This window comes from Actinomyces sp. HMSC08A09, from assembly GCF_001807465.1.
In the GTDB taxonomy this organism is placed as follows: Bacteria; Actinomycetota; Actinomycetes; order Actinomycetales; family Actinomycetaceae; genus Actinomyces; species Actinomyces oris.
On sequence record NZ_KV789110.1, the window covers coordinates 1 to 1,387 of the forward strand.

The following is a 1,387-nucleotide window of genomic DNA, read 5'->3' on the forward strand; positions in this document are numbered from 1 at the left end:
GGCTGCCCGGCGCGCCGGCGGCCCCCGGCCCGGTTGGGGCGAGCGGGCCGGCTGGACCCTGGCCGTCGTCGGCCCACTGGCCTTCCTGGCGGTCTTCTTCGCCTGGCCCGTGGCCACGCTCATGGGCCGCGGCCTCGCCCCCGACGGCGCCCTGGACCTGAGCGGCTTCGGCGAGGTCCTGGCCCGCGAGCGCACCTGGCGGATCCTCACCCAGACCCTCACCCAGGCGGTACTGGGCACCGCCGTGTGCGTGGCCCTCGGCATCCCCGGCGCCCTCGTCCTCTACCGGCGCGCCTTCCCCGGCCGCGACCTGCTGCGCGGGGTGGTGACCGTGCCCTTCGTGCTGCCCAGCGTCGTCGTCGGCGTCGCCTTCCACGCCCTGGTCACCCGCGGCGGGCCCCTGGAGGCCCTGGACCTGGACGGGACGCTGACCGCGGTGGTGGCCGCGCTGGCCTTCTTCAACTACGGGCTCGTGGTGCGCACCGTGGGCACCATGTGGTCGCGGCTCGACCCGCGCGCCGTGGAGGCCGCCCGGGCGCTGGGGGCCTCGCCGATGCGGGCCTTCGCCACCGTCACCCTGCCCGCGCTGGCCCCCGCCATCGCCTCAGCCGCCTCCCTGACCTTCCTGTTCTGCGCCACCGCCTACGGGGTGGTCCTCGTGCTCGGCGGGGTGGGGATCGGCACCATCGAGACCGAGATCTACCGGCTGACCACCCAGTACCTCGACCTGCGGGGCGCCGCCGTCCTGTCCGTGGTCCAGCTCGGCGTCATCGCCCTGGCCCTGTGGGTGGCCGAGCGGGCGCGCGCCGCCACCCAGACGCGCCTGCGCCTGCGCACCGAGGTGCCCGCCGGGCGGCTGCGGGCCGCCGACACCCCCGCGCTCGCGCTCACCGCGGTCACGGTCGGGGGGCTGCTGGTGGCGCCGATGGCGGTGCTGGTGGTGCGCTCCCTGCAGCGCGACGGCGCCTGGACGCTGGCCAACTACACCGACCTGGGCTCGACCGGCGGGCGCAGCGCCCTGCTCGTGACCGTGTGGGAGGCGGCCGCCAACTCGGTGTCCGTGGCCGTGGCGGCCGCGGCCATCGCCCTGAGCCTGGGGGTGGCGGTGTGCCTGGTGGTCTCGCGCCGACCCCGCAGCCGGGCGTTGGCCCGGGTCATCACCGGGCTCGACGCCGCCTTCATGCTGCCGCTGGGCGTGTCCGCCGTGACGGTCGGCTTCGGCTTCCTCATCACCCTGGCGCGCCCGCCGCTGGCCCTGACCCGCTCCTGGTGGATCCTGCCGCTGGCGCAGGCCGTCGTGGCCGTGCCGCTCGTGGTGCGCACCCTGCTGCCGGCACTGCGCGCTATCGACCCGCGTCAGCGCGAGGCGGCCGCCGCCCTGGGGGCC

Annotated in this window: 1 protein-coding gene; it reads left to right on the forward strand. The window is 77.0% G+C overall.

Features of this window, described 5'->3' with window-relative positions; all coding sequences use genetic code 11:
• The coding region (locus HMPREF3165_RS05110; RefSeq protein ID WP_256275035.1) for an ABC transporter permease at positions 1 to 1,387 on the forward strand (1,387 nt) is incomplete at both ends.